The organism is Pseudaeromonas paramecii (assembly GCF_039540575.1).
In the GTDB taxonomy this organism is placed as follows: domain Bacteria; phylum Pseudomonadota; class Gammaproteobacteria; order Enterobacterales; family Aeromonadaceae; genus Pseudaeromonas; species Pseudaeromonas paramecii.
Map to the genome: position 1 here is coordinate 1 of NZ_BAABFC010000015.1, position 20,120 is coordinate 20,120.

The 20,120-nt window shown below is 64.3% G+C and carries 21 protein-coding genes; 8 read left to right on the forward strand and 13 right to left on the reverse strand.

Going from position 1 to position 20,120, the window contains the following annotated elements:
• The first annotated feature begins 219 nt into the window (after window positions 1–219).
• The 4 genes from mqo to ABD847_RS12135 all read left to right on the forward strand — a co-directional run bounded on the left by mqo (window position 220) and on the right by ABD847_RS12135 (window position 3,747).
• Window positions 220–1,710, forward strand: coding sequence for a malate dehydrogenase (quinone) (gene mqo, locus ABD847_RS12120; RefSeq protein ID WP_345013359.1), 1,491 nt, complete (start codon window positions 220–222; stop codon window positions 1,708–1,710).
• 148 nt (window positions 1,711–1,858) lie between these two features.
• Window positions 1,859–2,473: a MarC family protein gene (locus tag ABD847_RS12125; protein WP_345013361.1), complete on the forward strand. Its 615-nt coding sequence runs from the start codon at window positions 1,859–1,861 to the stop codon at window positions 2,471–2,473.
• Window positions 2,474–2,476: 3 nt separating this feature from the next.
• Window positions 2,477–3,091 (forward strand): fumarylacetoacetate hydrolase family protein, encoded by a 615-nt coding sequence (locus ABD847_RS12130; protein WP_345013363.1) that lies wholly within the window; start codon window positions 2,477–2,479, stop codon window positions 3,089–3,091.
• Window positions 3,085–3,747 carry an HAD family hydrolase gene (locus ABD847_RS12135; RefSeq protein WP_345013365.1) on the forward strand — a complete coding sequence of 221 codons (663 nt, stop codon included), beginning with the start codon at window positions 3,085–3,087 and terminating at the stop codon, window positions 3,745–3,747. The genes ABD847_RS12130 and ABD847_RS12135 overlap by 7 nt, the downstream gene beginning before the upstream one ends.
• Before the next feature lie 47 nt (window positions 3,748–3,794).
• On the opposite strand, the gene yegD is transcribed toward ABD847_RS12135, so the two are convergent.
• On the reverse strand, window positions 3,795–5,156 hold the full coding sequence (yegD, locus tag ABD847_RS12140; protein ID WP_345013367.1) for a molecular chaperone: 1,362 nt from the start codon (window positions 5,154–5,156) through the stop codon (window positions 3,795–3,797).
• A 194-nt stretch (window positions 5,157–5,350) separates the two neighbouring features.
• On the opposite strand from yegD, the gene ABD847_RS12145 reads away from it, so the two are divergent.
• Window positions 5,351–5,752 carry a hypothetical protein gene (locus tag ABD847_RS12145; RefSeq protein WP_345013369.1) on the forward strand — a complete coding sequence of 134 codons (402 nt, stop codon included), beginning with the start codon at window positions 5,351–5,353 and terminating at the stop codon, window positions 5,750–5,752.
• 113 nt (window positions 5,753–5,865) lie between these two features.
• Here the strand turns inward: ABD847_RS12145 and ABD847_RS12150 are convergent, their stop codons facing one another.
• The 3 genes from ABD847_RS12150 to uraA form a co-directional block, all read right to left on the reverse strand.
• Complete coding sequence (locus tag ABD847_RS12150; RefSeq protein WP_345013371.1) at window positions 5,866–7,188, reverse strand: Na+/H+ antiporter family protein; 1,323 nt, start codon at window positions 7,186–7,188, stop codon at window positions 5,866–5,868.
• A gap of 84 nt (window positions 7,189–7,272) precedes the next feature.
• A complete protein-coding gene (gene rnt / locus ABD847_RS12155) occupies window positions 7,273–7,908 on the reverse strand; it encodes a ribonuclease T (RefSeq protein WP_345013373.1) in 636 nt (211 codons plus the stop codon).
• Between the two features lie 29 nt (window positions 7,909–7,937).
• Complete coding sequence (uraA, locus tag ABD847_RS12160; protein WP_345013375.1) at window positions 7,938–9,203, reverse strand: uracil permease; 1,266 nt, start codon at window positions 9,201–9,203, stop codon at window positions 7,938–7,940.
• A gap of 582 nt (window positions 9,204–9,785) precedes the next feature.
• Between uraA and ABD847_RS12165 the strand changes: the two genes are divergently transcribed.
• Window positions 9,786–10,301: a GNAT family N-acetyltransferase gene (locus ABD847_RS12165; protein ID WP_345013377.1), complete on the forward strand. Its 516-nt coding sequence runs from the start codon at window positions 9,786–9,788 to the stop codon at window positions 10,299–10,301.
• Window positions 10,302–10,446: 145 nt separating this feature from the next.
• A complete protein-coding gene (locus ABD847_RS12170) occupies window positions 10,447–11,325 on the forward strand; it encodes a flagellar protein MotY (protein ID WP_345013379.1) in 879 nt (292 codons plus the stop codon).
• A gap of 73 nt (window positions 11,326–11,398) precedes the next feature.
• On the opposite strand, the gene gloA is transcribed toward ABD847_RS12170, so the two are convergent.
• The 8 genes from gloA to rsxA are packed head-to-tail and all read right to left on the reverse strand — an operon-like array spanning window position 11,399 to window position 18,205.
• Complete coding sequence (gloA, locus tag ABD847_RS12175) at window positions 11,399–11,806, reverse strand: lactoylglutathione lyase (protein WP_345013381.1); 408 nt, start codon at window positions 11,804–11,806, stop codon at window positions 11,399–11,401.
• 5 nt (window positions 11,807–11,811) lie between these two features.
• On the reverse strand, window positions 11,812–12,453 hold the full coding sequence (gene nth / locus ABD847_RS12180) for an endonuclease III (protein WP_345013383.1): 642 nt from the start codon (window positions 12,451–12,453) through the stop codon (window positions 11,812–11,814).
• An 8-nt stretch (window positions 12,454–12,461) separates the two neighbouring features.
• Window positions 12,462–13,235, reverse strand: coding sequence for an electron transport complex subunit E (locus ABD847_RS12185; RefSeq protein ID WP_345013385.1), 774 nt, complete (start codon window positions 13,233–13,235; stop codon window positions 12,462–12,464).
• A complete protein-coding gene (gene rsxG / locus ABD847_RS12190; protein WP_345013387.1) occupies window positions 13,232–13,864 on the reverse strand; it encodes an electron transport complex subunit RsxG in 633 nt (210 codons plus the stop codon). Before rsxG ends, ABD847_RS12185 begins: the two co-directional genes overlap by 4 nt.
• Window positions 13,864–14,913 carry an electron transport complex subunit RsxD gene (gene rsxD / locus ABD847_RS12195; protein WP_345013389.1) on the reverse strand — a complete coding sequence of 350 codons (1,050 nt, stop codon included), beginning with the start codon at window positions 14,911–14,913 and terminating at the stop codon, window positions 13,864–13,866. Before rsxD ends, rsxG begins: the two co-directional genes overlap by 1 nt.
• Window position 14,914: 1 nt before the next feature.
• Window positions 14,915–17,065 (reverse strand): electron transport complex subunit RsxC, encoded by a 2,151-nt coding sequence (gene rsxC, locus ABD847_RS12200; protein ID WP_345013391.1) that lies wholly within the window; start codon window positions 17,063–17,065, stop codon window positions 14,915–14,917.
• Window positions 17,058–17,621 (reverse strand): electron transport complex subunit RsxB, encoded by a 564-nt coding sequence (gene rsxB, locus ABD847_RS12205; RefSeq protein WP_345013393.1) that lies wholly within the window; start codon window positions 17,619–17,621, stop codon window positions 17,058–17,060. Before rsxB ends, rsxC begins: the two co-directional genes overlap by 8 nt.
• A 2-nt stretch (window positions 17,622–17,623) precedes the next feature.
• Window positions 17,624–18,205, reverse strand: coding sequence for an electron transport complex subunit RsxA (gene rsxA / locus ABD847_RS12210; protein WP_345013395.1), 582 nt, complete (start codon window positions 18,203–18,205; stop codon window positions 17,624–17,626).
• Window positions 18,206–18,433: 228 nt separating this feature from the next.
• On the opposite strand from rsxA, the gene ABD847_RS12215 reads away from it, so the two are divergent.
• Window positions 18,434–19,282 (forward strand): DMT family transporter, encoded by an 849-nt coding sequence (locus ABD847_RS12215; protein WP_425568460.1) that lies wholly within the window; start codon window positions 18,434–18,436, stop codon window positions 19,280–19,282.
• Between the two features lie 2 nt (window positions 19,283–19,284).
• Here ABD847_RS12215 and ABD847_RS12220 read toward each other — a convergent pair whose 3' ends face one another.
• Complete coding sequence (locus ABD847_RS12220; RefSeq protein ID WP_425568461.1) at window positions 19,285–19,923, reverse strand: MarC family NAAT transporter; 639 nt, start codon at window positions 19,921–19,923, stop codon at window positions 19,285–19,287.
• Window positions 19,924–20,120: the final 197 nt, after the last annotated feature.

The following is a 20,120-nucleotide window of genomic DNA, read 5'->3' on the forward strand; positions in this document are numbered from 1 at the left end:
TGGTTTGGTTGGCGCCTCCAATTCTCCGGGAATGCCCCGAGTGAACAACCTACAGAGAGATCACAGCTAGGCCGCTATGCAGTAGAATCGGCAATTACTGCATATAAACCTTTTTATATGCATAACTATTGTTTTCTGGCTGCATAAAAACAGGAGGAAAAGGTCACAAAAATGTATATAATTTGTGCCTTTTCTTGCTGTCACTGGATGTGTTGAAAAATGGCGTCACTGCAGGCGGATGTCACCCTGGTAGGGGGGGGCATCATGAGTGCCACCCTGGCGATGTTGCTCCATCGTCTCGATCCCTCCTTGCATATTTGCATGATTGAACAGCTCGGTAGCGTGGCGCAGGAAAGCTCCGCGGCCCTGCACAATGCCGGCACCGGCCATGCCGGTTACTGCGAGCTGAACTACACCCCCCAGGGCCCCGGTGGTCAGGTGGACATCCACCGCGCCATCGAGATCAACACCGCCTTCGATCTCTCCTTGCAGTTCTGGTCCCATCTGGTGACGAGTGAACCCCAGATCGATCCTAGGGCCTTCATCAACCGGGTGCCGCACATGAGCGCCGTCTGGGGGGAGGCCAATGTGGCCTTCCTCAAGGCCCGTTACGAGAAGATGCGGGCCCATCACCTGTTCGACACCATGCAGTGGAGTCAGGATCCGGCGCAGCTGGCCCAGTGGATGCCGCTGTTGATGGCGGGCCGGGATCCGGCCATGCCCCTGGCCGCCACCCGGGTGGAGCAGGGCGCCGATGTAAACTTCGGCGCGCTGACCGGCATACTGGTGAACTACCTGCAGGCCAGTGCACCCTTTACCCTGCTGACCCAGACACGGGTCACGGGCTTTAGCCGTGGCAGCGGTGCCGGGCGGCCCTGGCGGGTCAAGGCGGTGAATCGCGCCACCGGCAAGGCCTGCCAGGTGGAGAGCCCCTTCGTCTTTCTGGGGGCCGGCGGCAATGCCCTGCGCCTGCTGCAAAAATCCGGCATTCCCGAGGCAGCGGGCTACGGCGGCTTCCCGGTCAGCGGCCAGTGGCTCATCTGCCAGAATCCAGACCTGGTGGCGCAGCACAATGCCAAGGTCTACAGCCTGGCGCCGGTGGGGGCGCCGCCCATGTCGGTGCCCCATCTGGACACCCGCATCATAGGCGGTGAGCCCTGCCTGCTGTTCGGCCCCTATGCCGGCTTTACCACCCGTTTTCTCAAGCAGGGCTCGCGGCTGGATCTCATCAAGTCGGTGCGGCCCCATAACCTCAAGAGCCTGCTGGGGGCGGGGAGCAGCAACCTGGATCTCACCCGCTACCTGATGAAGGAGGCGGTGCAGAGCCACAGCCAGCGGATCGCCTCCCTGGCCAGCTTTCTGCCCCAGGTCAAGGCCGACGAGTGGCAGCTGGCCCATGCCGGCAAGCGGGTGCAGGTGATCAAGCGCGGCGCGGATCGCTGGGGCAAGCTGGAGTTTGGCACCGAACTGGTGGCCTCGGCCGACGGCTCCCTGGCTGCCCTGCTGGGGGCCTCGCCGGGCGCCTCGGTCAGCGTCAAGGCCATGCTGGATCTGCTGGCCCGCTGCTTCCCCCGCCAGCTGCAAGGCGTCCAGTGGCAAGAACGTCTCAAGCAGATGGTGCCCTCCTATGGCCAGGATCTGAGCCAGGATGCCGCCCTGGCTGCCAGGGTGCACGGCTATACCCGGGGTGTGCTGGGGCTGGAACCCTGAGCACTCGCATTGCGTCTAACCGGCGGCCGCATCGGCCGCTTTTTTGTCGGTCTCTCAATGAGTTGGCGCCATAGTGTGATCTGGCGCAACTGTGATAAGGTGACGCTTCATCGGCCCTGGCCGACCCATTCACCGCGAGGAGTTGCCTGTGTCCCATCCTGAGATCCTGAGCACCCTGGTCCTGTTGTGGGCCGTCATCGACCCCATCGGCACCCTGCCGGTGTTCATCTCCTCCACCCGTGGGCGCTCCGACGCCGAGCGGCGCAAGATAGCCCGGGTGGCGGCGCTGACCGCCGCCGGTATCCTGCTGTTTTTTATCGTGGCCGGCGAGGTGCTGCTGCGGGCCATGGGGGTGCCGCTGGTGGCGTTTCAGATAGCGGGCGGCCTCATCCTGTTCCTGTTCGCCCTGACCATGATCTTCGGCGAGGGCAAGCCGGAGGGCGAGATGCGCATGGCCCGCTCGGTGAAGGAGACCGCCGTCTTCCCCCTGGCCACCCCCTCCATCGCCTCGCCGGGGGCCATGATGGCGGTGGTGCTGCTCACCGAGAACGCCAGCCACTCATTGGCTCACCAGGCCCTGACCGCCGTGTTGATGCTGCTGGTGATCTTTGCCACTTATCTGTTGATGCGTTTTGCCACCCCCATAGCCCGGCTCATCGGCGACATGGGGGCCAGCATCGTCAGCCGGGTGATGGGCATGCTGCTGGCGGCCATCGCCGCCACCAATGTGCTGGCGGGGCTTAAAAGTTACTTCATGGGGTAGGCAATGAATTCAATCATTGTGGGGCAGCAGCGCCTGCCATTGGGCAAGCTGGTGTGTGTCGGGCGCAACTTCGTCGCCCATATTGCCGAGTTGGGCAACGAGGTGCCGGAGCAGATGGTGCTGTTCTGCAAGCCCGGCTCGGCGCTCACCGAGCGGCTGGCGGCCAGCCATGGCGGCGAGGCCCTGCATTACGAGGCGGAGCTGTGCTTTGCCTATCAGGGCGGCACGCTGGCCGCCGTGGCCCTGGGGCTGGATCTCACCAAGCGCCAGCTGCAGTCCTACCTCAAGGCCAAGGGGCTGCCCTGGGAGCGGGCCAAGGCCTTCGACGGCTCGGCCCTGCTGTCCCCCTTTGTGGCATACGATGCCCATCAGGAGCTGGAGTACGAGCTGTGCCTTGACGGTGCGCGGTTGCAGTACGGCCGAGAGTCCCTGATGATCCACTCGCCGGCGGCCATCCTGGCCGAGACCCAGGGCTTCATGGCGTTGCAGGATGGCGATGTGTTGATGACCGGCACCCCCTCCGGCGTGGGGTTGGTGCCGCCCGGCGGCGTCTTCACCGGCCGGATCTGGCAGGGCGAGCAGACCCTGCTGACGGTGCGCTGGGAGGCGGCATGCTAAAGGGCATACTGTGGGACAACGATGGGGTGCTGGTGAACACCGAGCATCTATTTTACGAGGCCAACTGTCGGCTGCTGGGGGAGTACGGTGTGGGCCTGAGCCCCCAGGAGTATTTCGACTGGTTTTTGCAGGATGACCGCGGGCCCTGGCATCGGCTGGCAGGCTTCGGGGTGGGGGAGGCGCAGATCCCGACCCTGCGGGCCCGGCGCAATCGGCTATATGCCCAACTGCTGGATGAGCAGGCCGACAGCCTGGCCATTCCCGGCATGCAGGAGCTGCTGGCGCGGCTGCAGGGTAGGGTGAGCATGGGGGTGGTGACCAGCGCCTACCGCACCCACTTCGATCAGGTGCATGCCCGACTGGATTACAGGGATCGGCTGGGCTTTGTGTTCAGCGCCGAGGATTGCCAGCGCAGCAAGCCGGATCCCGAACTCTATCTTAAGGGGCTGGCCCGGCTGGGGTTGTCCGCCGATGAATGCGTGGCGGTGGAGGACTCCCCCCGGGGTCTGGCGGCGGCGCGGGCGGCGGGCCTGCGTTGCATCCTGGTGCGCCACCCCCTCACCGCCGGCGGCGATTTTCGTCACGCCTATGCGGTGGTGGACTCGGTGGCGGAGCTGGAAGCCCTGCTGGATGAGCTCATTGGGGACAGGGCCTGAGCATGACTCAGGCCGGTTGCGTTATCAGCTATCGGCGGGGCTAACGGTTAGCCGTAGCAGCGCTCGGCCCAGCGGGCCAGGCCGGCGATGACGCTGCCGAAGTGATCCCCTTCCACCAGCGGCAGATCCGGGTAGCGCTGCTGCAGCCAGGCGCGGATCACCGGCGAATGGGCACTGCCGCCGGTGACAAACAGGGCATCGGGTCGGCATCCGGCCTGCTTCATGGCCTCGTCTGCCAGCAGGCCAATCTTCTCCAAGAGCGGCTGGCTTACCTGGGCCAGCTGGTGGCGACTGAACTCCACCGCCAATGGCGGTCGCTCCAAGGCGATGAGCTGCTGCACCTGCTCCGCCTGGGCCAGTCCTATCTTGGCCTGCTCGCTCTGCCACACCAGCTGGTGGCTGAGCTTCTCCTCCCGCACCCGGATAAGGCGATCCAGCAAGGCCGGCTCCCTGGCCTCCCGCCGCAGCTGTTGCAGCAGACGGCCGGTCTCCGGCGCGTGAAAGCGCCCCAGTGCCTGGACGTCGTTGATGGACATGGCATCCCAGTAGAGGGGGGCCGGCATGGGCAGACCCCGCTGGTTCTGGGAGGCCATGCCGCACAGTCCCATCAAGCCATTCACCGCCAGGCGGATGTCGAAGTCGTTACCGCCGATCCGCTCGCCGGTGTGGCCCAGCAGATCCGCGCTGCGGTCGGTGAGTCCTGCCCGATCCGGCCCCATGCGCAGCAAGGAGCAGTCGGTGGTCCCGCCGCCGATATCCAGCACCAGTACCCGCTGCTCTGAACTGAGGCTCGCCTCGTACTCCAGCCCCGCCGCCACCGGCTCAAACTGAAAGCTCACCTCGGCAAAGCCGGCCAGTCGGGCCGCCCGCTGCAGGATCTCCCGGGCCTGGCGGTTGCTCTCCTCACCTCCCAACCCCTGAAAGTTCACCGGCTGGCCGATGACCGCCTGACGGATCTCGGCGCCCAGGGCCGTCTCGGCCCGAGTCTTGATGGTGGCCATCATGGCACTGACCAGATCGCAGAACAGATCCAGCTGACTGGCGGAGAGGCCGGTGGCACCGAGGAAGGACTTGGGCGACTTGAGGTAGTAGCCCTCTTCGGGGGCTTCGAGATAACGGGCGGTGGCGGCCCGGCCCACCAGCAGCTCGTACTCCAGCCCCTCGTCATCCAGCTGAGGACGCAGTCGGCGACCCTTGGCGATGGCCAGCTGCCGGGCCTGGGCAAAGGTGGCCTGCTGGCTGGCCGGCAACAGGCCGTGCAGCAGATCGGCGATGGCCTCGCGATGGGGGGCAAACAGGGTGGAGGGCAGGTAGCTGTCGCCGCCTTCCAGCGGCAAGCGCCGCACCCTACCCTGATCCATCAGGGCCACGGCACAGTTGGAGGTACCGTAGTCAAAACCGATATGCATGAAGGCCTCCGGGCACAAATGAGGGCCGGGCAGGCTACCTCACTTTGGCCGCGACTGCCAGCGCTGTTCGCCCCGTCTCTGGCGGGCCGCCTGGGCGTCGGAGGCCGAGCGGCACACCATTACGCCTATCCCTTACAGCCGGGGCTGCCCTGTGTGCAGATCGGCGGAGTAGTCGGCTTGGGCGTCACTCGCTGTTGACTGCCTTGTTGCTGGCCGCCTTGCGGGCGCTGGGGTTGCTGGTTTTGCTGATGCTGGTTGCCCTGTGGACGCTGCGGCTGCTGGTTTTGCTGGTGCTGGTTGCCCTGTGGACGCTGCGGCTGCGGGTTTTGCTGATGCTGGTTGCCCTGTGGACGCTGCGGCTGCGGGTTTTGCTGGTGCTGGTTGCCCTGCGGACGCTGCGGCTGCTGGTTTTGCTGGTGCTGGTTGCCCTGAGGGCGTTGCGGCTGCTGGTGCTGCTGATGTTGCTGGGGGTGGCGGTGGTCTGGCTGGTTGTTGCCATCCTGGCCATAGCGCGGCCGATGGCCATCATCATGATAGTAATAGGGCGCACAGCCGCTACACAGCAGGGCCACCAGCAGGCTGGTGGTAGACAATGAGTGCCTGTTCATGGGTGGGCTTCTCGCAGGTTAGGGAAAACTTGTGGCAGGGTGAGCCTGCCACAAGCTGACCGGAATGGCACAGGCCATCCTCGGTTTGGCGTTCCCGCTGCTTAGAGCACCATGCTGGCGATCCAGCCGAAGGCCAGCAGCGGGATGTTGTAGTGGATGAAGGTGGGCACGACTGTATCCCAGATATGGTCATGTTGGCCATCGGCATTCAGGCCGGCGGTGGGGCCCAGGGTAGAGTCGGAGGCCGGTGAGCCGGCATCCCCCAGGGCACCGGCGGTGCCGATGAGCGCTATGGTGGCCAGGGGCGAGAAGCCCAGCTGCAGGCACAGGGGCACGTAGATGGTGGCGATGATGGGCACGGTGGAGAAGGAGGAGCCGATGCCCATGGTGATGAGCAGGCCCACCAGCAGCATGACGAACGCCGCCAGCCCCTTATGGCCATCAAGGGAGCCGGCCACCGCCTGCACCAGGCTCTCCACCCCGTGGGTGGCGTTCATCACCGCGGAGAAGCCGGCGGCGGCTACCATGATGAAGCCGATGAGGGACATCATCTTGACCCCTTGGGTGAAGGTGTCCTGGCTCTGCTTGAAGGGCACCACGCCCCCCAGGGTGAAGATGATGAAGCCGACCATGGCGCCGAGGATGATGGAGTCGGTATACAGCTGCAGACCCAGGGCGGTGAAGATGGCCAGCAGGGCCACCAGTACATGGCCGCGCTTGACATGCAGCTTCTCCGGCTCGGCGGCCAGGATGCGGGCCAGATCGTACTCCCGCGGCTTGCGGTAGCTGATGAAGATGGCGCACAGCAGACCCAGTACCATGCCCCCTACCGGGATGGCCATGGCCAGCGGCAGTTGGGCTCCCTGCACCTGCACCCCGTTGCTGGCCAGGTTGGCGGCCAGAATGGTGTTCAGGAAGATGCCGCCAAAGCCTACCGGCAAAATCATGTAGGTGGCGGTGAGGCCGAAGGTCAGCACGCAGGCTACCAGCCGGCGATCCAGCTTCATCTGCGCCATCACGTGCAGCAGGGGCGGGATCAGGATGGGGATGAAGGCGATGTGTACCGGGATCAAGTTCTGGGAGGAGATGCTCACCCCCAGGATGGCCATCAGCAGCAGGCTCTTGACCCACAGCAGGCGGCCGGCGGTGGCGTCACCACCCAGCTGGCGGATCACGCTGTGAGCCAGCAGATCCGTGATGCCGGAGCGGGAGATGGCCACGGCGAAGGCCCCCAGCATGGCGTAGGAGAGGGCGATGGTGGCACCGCCACCCAGCCCCTCGGTGAAGGCGTTCAGGGTATCGGTGACCGACAGGCCGCCCACCAGACCGCCGACCAGGGCGCTGAGGGTCAGGGAGATCACCACGTTGATGCGTAGCAGGCTCAGCAGCAACATCAGGCAGACAGCGATGACAACGGGATTCATCTGAATGGTTCTTCCGTTTGGTTACGTGTTAGAAAAAGGAACAGGCCCGCAGGCCTGCTCGCACTGGTTTCACTACTTGGCTGATCAGGCGCTGGGCGGCCAGCCCCCCAGGGCCTTCCAGCGATTGACGATATAGCAGAACAGCTCGGCGGTTCGCTGGGTATCGTACAAGGCGGAGTGGGCCTCCTTGTTATCGAAGGGGATACCGGCCCCCAGACAGGCCTTGGCCAGCACCGTCTGGCCCAGGGCCAGGCCGGAGAGGGCCGCGGTGTCGAAGGTGGCGAAGGGGTGGAAGGGGTTGCGCTTCAGCCCCGCCCGCTCCGCTGCTGCCATCAGAAAGCCATGATCGAAGGCGGCGTTGTGCGCCACCACTATGGCTCTGTGACAGCCGGTCTCCTTGAGTCCCTTGCGCAGCCCCTTGAAGATGCCACCCAGGGCCTCCTTCTCGCTCACCGCGCCCCGCAGGGGGTTGAAGGGATCGATGCCGTTGAAGGCGATGGCCGCCTCTTCGATGTTGGCCCCCTCAAAGGGCTCCACGTGGTAGTGGAAGGTGTCATCGATCTTCAGCCAGCCGTCCTCATCCATGGTGAGGGTGCAGGCGGCGATCTCCAGCAGGGCATCGCCCTGGGCGTTGAAACCGGCGGTTTCCACATCGATCACCACGGGGAAGTAGCCGCGAAAACGCTGCTTCAGGGGATGTACGCTTGCCTGGTCGGTCATCGGATTCCTGGTATCAAGTTGGGAGCCCCTCAGGGCTCCATGATGTCATGACGGCTCATCCAGCCCAGGCGGTCGAACAACTCGAACAGCAGGCTGACGGCGATGGAGAGAATGGTGGCCAGGGCCATGCCCTTCAAGGACACAGAGCCTATCTCCAGGTGGGCGCCGGACAGGCCGACGATCAGCACGATGGAGGTGAGGATCAGGTTGCGCGGCTTGCTGTAGTCCACCTTGGACTCCACCAGCATACGGATACCGGAGGCGGCGATCACGCCGAACAGCAGCAAGGAGACGCCGCCCATCACAGGCACCGGAATGGTGTGTACCACGGCGGTGAACTGACCGAAGAAGGCCAGCAGGATGGAGAGCACGGCGGCACCGCCGATGACCCAGACGCTGTAGACCCGGGTGATGGCCAGCACACCTATGTTCTCACCGTAGGTGGTGGTGGGCACTGAGCCGAAGAAGCCGGACAAGGTGGTGGAGATGCCATCGCCCATCATGGATCTGTGCATGCCGGGGTCCTTGCGCAGATCCCGCTCGACGATCTTCTCGGTGACGATGAAGTGGCCTATGTGCTCGGCGATCACCACGAAGGCGGCCGGCAGTATGGTGATGATGGCGGCCAGCTCGAACTTGGGATGGTAGAAGGTGGGCACCTTCACCGCCGGGGCGCTGGCTATCGGGGAGAAGTCCACCAGGCCCAGTGCCCAGGCGGCGGCATAGCCCACCAGGATGGCGATGAGGATGGGGATCACCGCCAAGAAGCCGCGGAACAGCACGGAACCGAACACGACTGTGGCGAAGGTGATCATGGCCACGGAGACCGTCTTGGGATCCAGGGTCTCGGCGGTGAGGCCGGCCATGTTGGCCGCCACCGGGGCCAGCTCCAGACCTATGATGGCGACGATGGCACCCATGGCCGCCGGCGGGAACACCACATCGATCCACTTGTAGCCGAAGGTCTTGATCAGCAAGGAGGTGATGATGAAGATGACCCCGGAGGCGATAAAGCCGCCCAGGGCGGTCTCGTAGTCATAGGCCGCCATCACGGCAAACACCGGGGAGAGGAAGGCGAAGCTCGAGCCCAAGAAGGCCGGCACCTTGCCCTGACACAGGAAGAGATAGATGAGGGTGCCGATGCCGTTGAACAGCAGCACTGTACCCACGTCGATCTTGAACAGCATGGGCACCAGCACGGAGGCGCCGAACATGGCGAACAGGTGCTGCAGGCTCAGCGGAATGCTTTCCAGCCAGCCGGGTTTCTCATCGATCTGGATGATACGTTTACGCATCTAAGACTCCCTTCCTTCGTGTGTTTATTCGTTGTTTATGGGGTTTGACTCGTCCATGACGCTAAGGACGCGACATTATGTCAGATCTTGTGCTGCAAGCCCACCCCGCCACCGGGCCCAGGATGCGGCCCGCCTCGGGGTTTAGCGCGGAAAATTCCGCCCAAACGTGATCTTTGCCAAACGGGGCCATATCGGTGCAAAAACGATTGCGCTAGCCTAGGGACTCAAAAAGCGCGAGCTGCCGAATGCCACGATGCCAGCCAGGCTGCATCGCCCATCCCTATCGGCGCCGTGATAGCCGCAAGTCAGGGGCTGTGGCGTTAGGTTGGGGGCCGAATGACCTGCCGGGATAAGGGGTGAGTGTATTTTCTCAGCCCGTAGGGGCGATTAGCCTTGCGTAATCGCCCGTTAAAACATTCTGTAAACAAGGGGTTGATTTGATGGGGGGAGGCATTATTGCTAACGACCAACCACCGGAATGCTACTTCGCTGCGGTTTCCGTTAGGGCGATTACGCTGCGCTAATCGCCCCTACGCATAATGTATTCACCGTGTTGGCCACCAAGCTGAGGAAATATAATCAATGCACCCGGATCTGCTTATCCGCGACGAGACCCCGGCCGATTGGGAGGCCATCACGGCCGTGACGGAGGCGGCCTTTGCCAGCCTGGAGATCAGCCAGCATACCGAGCAGTTTATTATCCAGGCGCTGCGGGCCGCCGGTGCCTTGAGCGTCTCGCTGGTGGCGCACATCCATGGCCAAGTGGTGGGGCATATCGCCTTCTCGCCTGTCACCCTGTCGGATGGCACGCCCAACTGGTACGGGCTGGGGCCGGTTTCAGTGCTGCCGGACTATCAGCGCCAGGGCATAGGTCAGGCACTCATTCAGGCCGGTTTGGCGCGGCTCCACACCTTGCCGGCGCAAGGCTGCTGCCTGGTGGGGCATCCCGAATATTATGTGAAATTTGGCTTTCGCAACCCGGATGGGCTGGTCTACGAGGGCGTGCCGCCTGAGTATTTCTTCGCCCTCTCCTTTGACGGACAGCTGCCGCAGGGCACCGTCAGCTTTCACCCAGCCTTTGCCGCCACCGGCCATTAGGCCGCGCGTCTCGGGGCATTATGCTTCACCCGTGCGGCACCGTTAAGGAGCCACACCGGCGGGCAATAAAAGTTCAGGTAAAAGTCCTAAAGTTGTCTGCGACCCGGCCGATAGGGGAAGTAATCAATGGGCTGGGAGTTGGGCCGTGAACAAGTGGATGGCAGTCATGTTGGCCGGCGTGGTGCCTTTTGCCTGGGGCGAAGGGCTGCTGGAGTATAGCGCCCCCATGGATCAGTCGGAATGGCGGCTGGCCAGCGATAGCCCGCTGGAATGCCGGCTGGAGCATACCATTCCCGGTTATGGCCAGGGGGCCTTCGTCAGCCGCTCCGGCAAGAAGGTGAATCTGGACTTCGAGCTGGCGCCCTACCGGCAGAACGTGCGCCAGCAATCCGTGACCCTCAGAGCCATTCCGCCCTTGTGGCGACCGGGCCAGGCGGAGCAGGGCATCAGCACCATCCGCTTCTATGCCCAGTTTGACGGTCTGGTGGATGGCCAGGCGGCCTGGACCATGCTCTCGGATCTGGAGCGCGGCTTCTATCCCTCCTTCTTGTTCAAGGACTGGTATCACAGGGGCCAGAGCGTGCGGGTCTCCCTCTCCTCGGTTGGCTTCCCCAGCCGCTATCAGGCCTTCCTGAGCTGCCTGAACAACCTGCTGCCCTATACCTTTGAGGACATCGCCTTCAGCGTGCTCAACTACGAGAGCAACAGCGATCGCCTCACGCCCTATTCCCAGCGGCGGCTTGAGCAGATCGCCGAATACGTCAAGGCGGACACCACCATAGATCTCATCCTGCTGGATGCCTATACCGACAGCTACGGCGGCAGCTGGACCAATCAGCAGCTCTCGGACAAGCGAGCCGCCGCCCTCAAGGCCTTCTTCGTGCAGCAGGGGGTGCCGGCGGAGCGGCTGCAGGTGGATGGTCATGGCGAGAAGCAGCATATCGCCAGCAACCAGACCGAGGTAGGGCGTCAGACCAACCGCCGGGTGGTGATTTCCATGGAGAAATTCCTGCCGCCCATCTAGCGGGCCCCGAGCCCGTGGGATCAGAGATAAAAAAAGCCGGACATCAGTCCGGCTTGTTGTTTCGGCGAGGTGCTTAGCCGTGCAGGCCGCTGCCGGCGTGCTTCTTGTTGATCAGCTCAATCTTGTAACCGTCGGGATCCTGGACGAAGGCGATCTCCGTGGTGCCGCCCTTCACCGGGCCCGGCTCCCGGGTGATGGTGCCGCCGGCGGCACGGATGGCCTCACAGGTGGCGTAGATGTCGTCGGCCTCGATGGCGATGTGGCCGAAGGCGCCGCCCATCTCGTATTCGGTGACTCCCCAGTTGTAGGTCAGCTCGAGCACCGCCTCGTCTTTCTCATCACCGTAGCCGACGAAGGCCAGGGTGTACTTGTACTCGGTGTTTTCGCTCTTGCGCAGCAGTTTCATGCCGAGGATACGGGTGTAGAAATCAATGGCGCGATCCAGATCGCCCACCCGCAGCATGGTGTGAAGAATACGCATAGGTTTTATCCCTCCGGTTCTGTTTTTGTTTTAAATTCGCATAGATCTTCGATGAGACAGGAGCCGCAGCGGGGCTTGCGCGCCAGGCAGGTGTAGCGGCCATGCAGGATCAGCCAGTGATGCACGTCCTGCTTGAACTCTGCCGGTACCACCTTCAGCAGCTTCTCTTCCACCTGATTGACATTCTTTCCCGGGGCAAAGCCGGTGCGGTTGGAGACCCGGAAGATATGGGTATCCACGGCGATGGTGGGCCAGCCGAAGGCGGTGTTGAGCACCACGTTGGCGGTCTTGCGGCCTACCCCGGGCAGGGCCTCCAGGGCCTCCCGGCTCTCCGGTACCTGGCCGCCATGCTGTTCCAGCAGGATGGCGCAGGTCTTGAGAATGTTTTCAGCCTTGGCATTGTACAGGCCGATGGTCTTGATGTATTGCTTCAACCCCTCCAATCCGAGGGCCTGGATGGCGGCGGGGGTGTTGGCGATCACAAATAGCTTATCTGTGGCCTTGTTGACCCCCACGTCGGTAGCCTGGGCGGAGAGGATGACGGCAATCAGCAGCTCGAACGGGCTGCTGTAGTTGAGTTCCGTGGTGGGGTGGGGGTTGGCCTCCCGCAACCGCTCCAGGATCTGGCGGCGCTTGTCCTTGTTCATGGCACTCCTTAGAGCTGGGTCACCCGGGCGCGGGTGATCTCCACCTTGGCCTGGGCCGGCTTGCGCAACCGGGCGTCGATGGCGTTCTTGGCGGCGATGAGAAAGCCCAGGGTCAAGAAGGCGCCCGGCGGCAGGATCGCCAGCAGGAAGCCGGCATCCGTGTGGTAAACCACGATGCGCAGGCTGGCGGCCCAGGGGCCCAGCAGCTGATCGGCGCCGTCAAACAGGGTGCCCTGACCCAGCACCTCCCGGATCCCACCCAGCACCAGCAGCACGCAGGTGAAGCCTACCCCCATCATCAGACCATCGAAGGCGCTGAGCAGCGGCGGGTTGCGGCTGGCGAAGGCTTCTGCCCGGCCAATGATGATGCAGTTGGTGACGATGAGGGCGATGAAGATGCCCAGGGCCTGATAGAGGCCAAACAGGTAGGCGTTCATCAGCAGCTGCACACAGGTGACGAAGGCGGCGATGATCATGACGAACACCGGAATGCGTATCTCGTTGGGTACCCACTGGCGCACCAATGAGACCGCCAGGTTGGAGAGCACCAGCACCAGCGTGGTGGCTAGCCCCAGCCCCAGGGCGTTGACCGCCGTGCTGGTCACCGCCAGCACGGGGCACAGGCCCAGGATCTGCACCAATGCCGGGTTGTTCTTCCACAACCCCTGCAAGGCGATCTCCTTGATGGCCGGATTGATCAGCCGCGGGCCGGGCACGCCGCAGCCCTGATGCAGGGTGCTCTGTGCCTCTGACGGGCTCACTGAGGACGGGGTTTCGCTCATGGCAACTCCTGGCAGGGGGGAGCCTGGGTCAGGCTCTTGGGATCATCCTTAAGCAGCAACAACAGCTGGCGCACGCCCTTGACCACGGCGCGGGGGGTGATGGTGGCGCCGGTGAAGCTGTCGAACATGCCGCCGTCCTTGTCCACCGCCCAGCGCGGGTCGTCGCGGCCTTGCAGCCGCTGACCAGCAAAGCGGTCCAGCCAGCTGCTCTTGCGCCTCTCTATCTTGTCGCCCAGGCCCGGGGTCTCGTTGTGGTTGAGCACCTCCACCCGCAGCAGCCGCCCCTGGGCATCCACGGCACTCAGCAGCTTGATGCTGCCGCCATAGCCCTCGGCCGCCACCGATTCGATGATGTAGGCGCTGGGCTTACCCTTGAGGCTGGCGATGTAGAGCGGGTGGGGCTGGGTGTCCCCCAGATACTGGGGGCTGGTGATCATGCGGCAGCTGGCCAGCAGATCGTTGTCGAAGCGATCCTCGGGCAACATGCGGCCCAGGGTGGCCTTGAGCTGCACCGACTGCTGCTGGGCGATGGGCTCGGCGGTGAGCCACTGGATGCCGCTTACCAGGGCCGTGGTGGCCACGGCGAACAGGGCCAGGCGCAGGCCGTTGCGTTGCATGGAGGCCAGCATCAGCGCACCTCCCCATAGGCCTTGGGCCGGGTCAGCTTGTCCAGCAGGGGCACGCCGATATTGGCCAGCAGCACGGCGAAGGCCATGCCGTCCGGGTAGCCGCCAAAGTGACGGATGAGGAAGACCAGCAGGCCAATCAGCAGGCCATAGATCAGGCGGCCGCGCACCGTGGTGGCGGCGGTGACGGGATCCGTGGCGATGAAGAAGGCCCCCAGCATGGTGGCGCCAGAGAACAGATCCAGGGTCGGCAAGGCGAAGTGATCCGGTGCCAGGCCCCAGGCCAGGCTGGCGGCGCCCCCCAGACCCAGCAGCAGACCCACAGGGATCTGCCAGGCGATGGTGCCGGTGGCGACCAGGAACAGGCCGCCCATCAGGTAGGCCAGGTTGATCCACTGCCAGCCGGCGCCGGCCCAGTGGCTGAAGGTGGGGCCGGCCTGGATGTCGGCCAGGGCATGGCCCTGCTTGAGCCCGGTCTTCAGGGTGTCCAGCGGGGTCGCCATGGTGGTGCCATCCGCCGCCAGCTTGAGCTGATGCACGCTGTAGCCATCCGGGGTGAAGCCGGTGAAGATGGCGCTGGCGGCATCGGGCAGGGCCACGGAAAATTCCGCCAAGCCCGGAGCGGGCAGCCAGCCGGTCATGTCGCCGGGGAAGGAGACCAGCAGCAGCACATAGGCCACCATGGCCGGGTTGAAGGGGTTCTGCCCCAGACCGCCGTACAGCTGTTTGGCCACCAGGATGGCGAAGGCGCTGCCGATCACCGCCACATACCAGGGAGCCAGGGGCGGCAGGGCCACCGCCAGCAGGCTGGCGGTGAGCAGGGCACTGCTGTCAAACAGCGGCGTCAGGGGCCGCTGGCGCAGGCGCAGCACCAGGGCCTCGGTCGCCAGGGCCGTGGCGCCACACAGCAGCAGCTGGAAGATCACCCCCCAGCCAAACAGGAACCACTGGGTGATGAGGCCCGGCAGCAGGGCCAGCAACACCAGGCGCATCAGGCGGCCGGTGGTCTGCTGACTGTGGCTGTGGGGTGAGATGGCAAGGCTAAAGGCCATATCAGTCGGACTCCTTGGATGAGGGCGGCACCGGCGGGGCACTGTTGTCTGCGGCGGCCTCTCGGGCGGCCTTCTTGGCCTTGGCCCGGGCGATGGCGGCGGTCACCGCGGCCTGGCGGGGATCGGCAGCCGGGGCCTCTGCCGCCGGGCTGGCTTCGGGATTGGCCGGGGCGTCGTCTGCCGTAGCCGCCGGCGTCACCTCAGGCGCGTCGGCCTCCCGGGCGGCCTTCTTGGCCTTGGCGCGGGCGATGGCGGCGGCCACCGCGGCCTGGCGGGGATCGGCCGCCGGGGCCTCAGACGCCGGGCTGGCTTCGGGATTGGCCGGGGCGTCGTCTGTCGTGGCTGCCGGCGTCACCTCAGGTGCGTCGGCCTCCCGGGCGGCCTTCTTGGCCTTGGCCCGGGCGATGGCGGCGGCGACCGCGGCCTGGCGGGGATCGGCTGCCGGGGCCTCAGACGCCGGGCTGGCTTCGGGATTGGCCAAGGCGTCGTCTGCCGTGGCTGCCGGCGTCACCTCAGGCGCCTCGGCCTCCCGTGCGGCCTTCTTGGCCTTGGCGCGGGCCACGGCGGCGGCGATGGGATCCTCGGCGACGGTCGGCACGGCCTGGGCGGCTTGCTTGGCCTTGATCCGGGCCAGGGCGGCGGCCACCGGATCCTCGCCACCGGCGTCTTTAAGCTGGGCACGGCGGGCCTCGTTGGCCGCCTGCATCCGCCGATCCCGCTCCAGTCGCTCCTCTTCCAGGCGCTGCTGCTTGTCGGCGAAACGCTGCTTGGCCCGCTCGGCCTGGGCCTGCTCCTGGCGCTGGTTGCGCAGCTGGGATTTGGCCTGGCGGTAATACTGCACCAGGGGAATGTTGCTGGGGCAGACCCAGGCACAGGCGCCGCATTCGATGCAGTCAAACAGCCGGTACTGCTCGGCGGTGTCCAGCTCGCCGGCCTTGCTGTACCAGTACAGCTGCTGGGGTAGCAGGCTGGCGGGACAGGCTTCGGCACACTGACCGCAGCGGATGCAATTTATCTCCTCATCCCGGCTGGGCAGGCTGCGCTGGCTGGGGGCCAGCAGGCAGTTGCTGGTCTTCACCACGGGTACATCGGCGTGGGGCAGGGTAAAGCCCATCATGGGGCCGCCCATGATCACCCGCTGGCCGGGCTCGGGATCCAGGCCGAAGCGTTGCATCAGCCAGCGCACCGAGGTGCCGAGTCGTACCCAGGCGTTGCCCGGTTGGGCCAGGCGGTCGCCGGTCAGGGTCACCACCCGGCGGATCAGGGGTTCGTCTTCCACCACCGCCTGACGGATGGCGTACAGGGTGCCAACGTTTTGCACCAGTATGCCCATCTCGCTGGGGGGCTTGCCGCTGGGGACCTGGCGGCCGGTGAGTATTTCGATGAGCTGTCGCTCGCCACCAGAGGGGTACTTGGTGGGCAGTACCTTCACCAGGGTATGGGCGTTCTTCACCTGGGCCCTGATGGCGGCGATGGCCTCGGGCTTGTTGTCCTCGATGGCGATCAGGGTCAGCTGGGGTCTTAAGATCTGCTGCAGCAGGGTGATCCCTTCGACGATGGCGGCGGCCTCGTCCCGCATCAGGCGATCATCGGCGGTGATATAGGGCTCGCATTCGCAGCCATTGACGATCAGCAGCGGCAGGGGCTCGCGTTGGGCATAGGCCTGGGCGCCCTTGAGCTTGATGTCGGTGGGAAAACCGGCGCCGCCCAAGCCCGCGATGCCGGCCTGATGGATGCGGGCCAGCAACTCATCGTTACCGCGCTCGGCATAGTCTGGCCAGGGATCCCGCGGCCGCCAGCTGTCCTGGCCATCGGTCTGGATCAGGATGCAGGGTTCGCTGAGGCCCGACGGATGGGCGACGGTATGCTCCTCGATGGCCACCACTGTGCCTGAGCTGCTGGCGTGGATGGGCACCTGCATGGGGGAGCTGGGAGCCGTGAGGGGCTGGCCCGTCAGTACCCGATCCCCCACTTGGACGCACAGCTCGGCCGGTGAGCCGATATGTTGCTTCAGGGGCAGCACCAGCAGGGGCGGCAGGCCCGCCTCCAGCAGGCTGGTTTGACTGGAGAGCTGCTTGTGCTCCTCAGGATGGATGCCGCCATGGAAGTCCCACAGCTTGCCCTTGCGGATCTGTTCCAGCAGGCTATTCATGCTTATCTACTACCTTAACTGGGATCCGCGCCAGCTCCCATTGCCAGGTGTCCGGGGTCTGGGGCAATTCAATCATCTCGATACAGTTGGTGGGGCAGGGGTCGACGCACAGATCGCAGCCGGTGCACTCCTGACGCAGTATGGTATGCATCAGCTTGGCGGCGCCGACGATGGCATCCACCGGACAGGCCTGGATGCACTTGGTGCAGCCGATGCAACGATCCTCATGGATGAAGGCCACCTTCTTGACCGGGGCTGCCACCGGGCCCTCACCCTGGGGGGGCTCGACGCCCAACAGATCGGCAATCTTGTTGATGGTGGGCTCGCCGCCGGGCACGCACTTGTTGATGGCATCCCCATTCGCCACCGCCTCGGCATAGGGGCGGCAGCCGGGATAGCCGCACTGACCACATTGGGTCTGGGGCAGCAGGGCATCGATCTGATCGACGATGGGATCGGCCTCCACCTTGAAGCGGATGGCGGCATAGCCCAGGATCAGGCCGAACACCAGGGCCAGCAGGGCAAACAGCAGTATGACGACTAGGAAATGGCTCATGGTCAGGGTTTGATGAGTCCGGTAAAGCCCATGAAGGCCAGCGACATCAGGCCGGCAGTGATCATGGCGATGGCGATGCCGCGAAAGGGCAGGGGCACATCCGCCGCCGCCAGCCGCTCCCGCAGGCTGGCAAACAGCACCAGCACCAGGCAAAAGCCCAGGCCGGCACCCAGGCCGTAGATCAGGCTGGCGAGAAAATCATGGCCGCTGGTGACGTTCAGCAGCGACAGGCCCAGCACGATGCAGTTGGTGGTGATGAGGGGCAGATAGATGCCCAGCAGCCGGTAGAGGGCCGGGCTCGTCTTGTGCACCACCATCTCGGTAAATTGCACCACCACGGCGATCACCAGGATGAAGGCCATGATCCGCAGGTAACCCAGCCCCAGGGGCGCCAGCAGCCAGTGCTCTACCAGATAGGTGAGCATGGCGGTGAGGGTCAGCACGAAGGCGGTGGCCAGGCCCATGCCGGCGGCCGGCTCCAGTTTGCGGGAGACCCCCATGAAGGGACACAAGCCCAGGAACTTGACCAGCACGAAGTTGTTTACCAACACGGTGCTGATCAGTAGCAGCAGATAGTCTGTCATTCACAACGCATAGCCGGGAAAAATCGGCCCTTATTATCGGCGCTTGCCCGCGTCATAACAACCCAAAAACCGCGGGTCTTCTGCCGGTTAACCAGAGGGGGCTGGCCAGCATAAATATCCAGATTGACCCCTACCGGCCGTGGGATCCAGCCAGTACACTGGCAGGCTGCTGCGTTTTGCTGGAGTCGTATCGTGCCTTTGCTTCCCCTGGCGTCCCTCACCCTGGCCATGTCCCTGTGGGCCAGCGCCTTCATCGCCCTCAAACACATTCTGGCCATCTGGGGGCCGGGTCAGGTCATCTTCGGCCGCATGCTGGTGGCCAGCTGCTGTTTCCTCTTGATGTACAAGGGGCTGGGCAAGTTCCGTTATCAGGCCGGCGACTGGCGCTGGTTGCTGCTGATGACCCTGGCGGAGCCCTGCTTCTACTTTTTGCTGGAGGCCAATGCCCTGCGCTTCACCACCGCCGGTCAGGCGGGCATGATCACCTCCACCCTGCCGCTGCTGGTGGGGCTGGTGGCCTATTTCATGCTCGGGGAGCGGGTGGCTGCCCGTCAGTGGTTGGGCTTCCTGCTGGCCATGGCCGGGGTGACAGTGCTGAGCCTGTCCGGCACCCAGAGTGACAACGCCAGCAACCCGCTGCTGGGCAACCTGCTGGAGTTTGGTGCCATGCTCTGTGCCGCCGTCTACTCTGTGGTATTGAAGAAGATGTCCAGCCGCTACAGCCCCTTGACCCTCACCTCCTTGCAGGCCTTCACCGGCACCCTGTTCTTCTTGCCGCTGGCCCTGACAGAGCCCTGGCCGCAGCAGGTGGGCGCCATGGAGCTTGGGATCATCTTTTATCTGGGCACCTGCATCACCCTGGGGGCCTATCTGCTGTTCAACTGGGCCATCACCAAGATGCCGGTGACCATCGCCAATGCCTACATCAACCTCATCCCCGTATTCACCCTGCTGTTTGCCTACCTGGTGCTGGGGGAAACCCTCAATTCCACCCAGCTGATGGCCTCCAGTCTGGTGCTGGTGGGGGTGGTGCTGAGCCAGTTGCCGTTGCGCCGTCGGGGCGCCGTGCCGGCCTAGAATTAACCGGCAAAGGCGGGATCTTGCGCCAGCTCCATCACGCCGTTGATGCCGAACTGTACCCCCATGCAGATGAGCAGGAAGCCCATGATGCGGGTCATGGCGTCGATGCCGCTTTGCCCCAGCAGACGGCACACCGGGTCTGCCAGCCGCAGCACCCCCCAGGCCAAGGCGCTGATGAGCACGAAGCCCAGGATGACACCGCCATACAGGGGAATGCGAGGCAGCTCGTCCGCCACGGCGGCCAGTTGTGAGGCGCCGCTGATGATCACCGCCATGGTACCGGGGCCGCACAGGCTGGGCATGGTCAGCGGCACGAAGGCGATGCTCTGGCCATCGTGCTGCTGGTTGCCGGACCCTGGCTGGGGAAACAGCATGCGAAAGCCGATGAAGCCGATCACCAGACCCCCCGCCAGTCGCAGGCCGGGCATGGAGATGCCGAATAGTTCCAAGATGCCGGAACCGATAAACAGGGTCACCACCAGGGTGCAAAACAGATAGACGGTGGTCAGGTTGACCGTGCGCTTGAGCTGCTCTCGGGACATGCCCTTGCTCAGCCCCAGCAGCAGGGTGGCGGTGGTGGGAGGGTTGACCATGGGCAGCAGGCTCAGGAAGGTGAGGCCGCTGACCTTCAGCAGTATGGTGATGTTGTCCATCGTGTCACTCCAGATACGGGAGCTTGTTTATAGGGCAGGGCTCTTGGGCTGACAAGCCTGGCATGGTGACAATGCCAAGTTGGTTCATGCCTTGTTCAGTCAGGTGGAGCGGCTAGGTGTGTAAACCCACCAGGTTGTTCACGGATTGAAGACGACTGATTGGGGGCAGGTAGTCCAGACTG